1 protein-coding gene is annotated in these 1,074 nt (G+C 35.1%); it reads left to right on the top strand.

Annotated features, from left to right (window positions below):
• Positions 1-1,074: phage tail protein (locus tag O6B72_RS09345; protein WP_269492995.1), on the top strand; the 1,074-nt coding region annotated here is incomplete at both ends.

Raw genomic sequence — 1,074 nt, 5'->3', positions numbered from 1 at the left:
TTGTAAAAAGAACATCTTTAACTAATTGGGATAAATACAGTGGTGCATTTGATGAGATAAATGGTGATGTTAACCCAGCGTCTGCTTTATGGTATATGCTAACTTCCTTAATCGGACTTGATAAAAATGTCCTTGATGAAAGTAGCTTTATAAATGCCAATAAAGCACTAGTTAAAGAAGGTCTTGGCATTAGCTTTGTTATGAGTAAACCTCAAGAAGCTAAAGAGTGGGTGCAAGAAATTTTAAGAACAATTGATGGAGTACTTTGCATAAATCCAAGTAGTGGAAAACTAACTTTAAGACTATTAAGAGATAACTATAAACAAAGTGATTTAAAGCTAATAAATGAAAGTAATGTGGCAAATTTGAAATTTAAAAGAAAGGCTTGGGATGAAACTTACTCAAGAGTTACGGTTAAATATACCCAGCGTGGCAGCTTTAGCGAGGCAAGTGTCAGTGCCATAAACTCAGCTACAAGAAAAACTTTAGGCTTTGAGAGGGCTTTTAGTGTTGAGTATATGAGTATAACAAATGCCTCTAACGCAAATAAAGTCCTAACTAGACTTATGAGAAAACTTAGCTATCCTTTGGCAAATTTAAGATTTGAGGTAAGCAGTGATGAGTTTAAAAACTTAATGGTTGGAGATGTGCTACTTTTTTCAAATAAAGCTTTAGGTGTAAGTGATATGTCAATAAGAGTGCTAAATATAGGAAGTGATAAAGAAGGAAGCCTTAGCGTGGAGGCTTGTGAGGACGTATTTGCGCTAAAAAACATAACTATTACAAGTGTCCAAGATGATCTTTACAAGCCAATAGATTTAAGCATTGAGGAGTTAGAGTATTTCGGAGCAACTGAGAGCACCATAGAAATGGGTGATGAGATGGGAGTTTTACCATTTATGGTTAAACCAAAGGGCTTTATACAAAAGATGAGTGTAAGAGATGGCTTAAGTGGAAAAAGTGTGGATATTAAGCCATGGAGCTTAGGTGTTTTAAGTAAGGACTTTGAAATAAGCGAGGAAATGGGTGATGAGCTAAATTTCGAAATAGATGAGATAACTAAGCTTTGGGAAG

It is taken from the genome of Campylobacter ureolyticus (assembly GCF_027277485.1).
Lineage (GTDB): Bacteria > Campylobacterota > Campylobacteria > Campylobacterales > Campylobacteraceae > Campylobacter_B > Campylobacter_B ureolyticus_B.
The sequence above is the reverse complement of the archived record's forward strand: the minus strand, read 5'-3'. Positions and strand labels throughout refer to the sequence as shown.